Genomic DNA, 1609 nt, shown 5'->3' with positions numbered 1-1609 from the left:
GGCTTCAAAGCCCATATTCTCGAAATTCAGAACAGGCCGACTTACGTTGATCGCAACATCAGTCGGTAACAACTCAAAACAGCAGCGAACTGCTGTAAGTCCAAAATTATAGCCGATTTAGAGGAAAACTGATAGAAATCAGAAGCTTTCGCTTGGATTTCGAGGTTTTCTAGGGCCTTTATTGAAAGGTTTGCGCCCTTTTGGTGCCCCACGCTTAGGGCCATTTCCAGGACTTTGCGGGCTTGCCGTCACAAAAGCAGACTGTCCATGATGGACTTTTTTGCCTTTATTACGGTTTTGACCCTGGCCACCCTGTCCACCGCCTTGACCGCCCTGACCACCTGCTCCAGGACGACCACCTTGTGTACGACCCCGGAAAGGACCGCGGCCTTCACCCTGTCCACCGCCACCAGGCTTGCCGCCTCTGCTTTGATGGGTTAGGGCACCATGACCGCTGGCCTGGGTGAGAGCATCCCGTGAACCCCAGTAAGAAACTGAGGTTTGCATTGGATCGGGCTGAAAGTCTTCGCCAGCAGGAGATCGGCGATCGCGACCTTGAGGATTTGGATTGCGGCCTTTATCTTGTGGCTGAGGCATTTTTAAACCTGCAAACTTCATCAGGTTATAGATACCACCAGCTTCAATCTCTTCCCATTTACCCCGTCTCAAGCGTGGGGGCAATAAGAAAATGCCGTAACGAGTTCGGATTAAACGAGAAACCGTATGCCCAACAGCTTCAAACATGCGGCGAACCTCGCGGTTGCGGCCTTCAGTTAATGCAACGTGATACCAACGGTTTGCACCTTCCCCACCACCCATAGAAAGACGTAAGAATTTAGCTTGGCCGTCATCTAAGGTGATACCACTCTTTAATTGAGTCATATTTTCTTGGCTCAGGTCACCCAGAATACGAACAGCGTACTCACGCTCAACACCATAACGAGGATGCATTAAGCGATTGGCCAGTTCACCAGAAGTGGTGAATAACAAAAGACCTTCAGTATTAAAGTCCAGGCGCCCCACTGCAATCCAGCGCCCTTGACGCGGCTTTGGCAAACGATCAAATACGGTTGGACGACCTTCAGGATCCGATTGACTCACAATCTCGCCGGCAGGCTTGTGATACATGATGACGCGCGGCGGCTTAGTCTGAATCTTGCGATGTACTGGCTTGCCATTAATTCTTACTTGATCGGTGGGGCCAATACGTTGACCGATATGTGCTGGTAAACCATTTACTGATACGCGTCCTTGAATGATCAGGTCTTCCATATCGCGACGTGAACCCATACCGACATCCGCCAATACCTTATGTAACTTCACAGTATCTTCGTCGTCAGCATCGTCGTCCAGACCGTCTAGGTCGGACCACACTTCGTCACGCAAGCTCAGCGGTAGATCATCGATATTTGCGAATTGCAAACTACTCATCTCATCATCGCTAGGCATATCCGCATCATCATCATGACGCACACGTTGTGCGCGGCGCTCTGCACCAGTCTGATGAGAAATCTCATTCTCATTTAGACCATCAGGATTTTTAACCTCAAGCACTTCAGGCGCATCTAATGCAGCATCGAATTCTCCAGAAACCACTGAGGCAAACAAA

Annotated in this window: 1 protein-coding gene; it reads right to left on the bottom strand. The window is 50.0% G+C overall.

Going from position 1 to position 1609, the window contains the following annotated elements; all coding sequences use genetic code 11:
* Window positions 1-138: 138 nt before the first annotated feature.
* On the bottom strand, window positions 139-1609 hold a 1471-nt coding region (gene rluB, locus B7X71_RS16610), incomplete at its 5' end, for a 23S rRNA pseudouridine(2605) synthase RluB (RefSeq protein ID WP_293601549.1).

It is taken from the genome of Polynucleobacter sp. 39-46-10, assembly GCF_002282275.1.
Note: the sequence above shows the minus strand (reverse complement) of the source record. Positions and strands in the feature narration are given on the sequence as shown.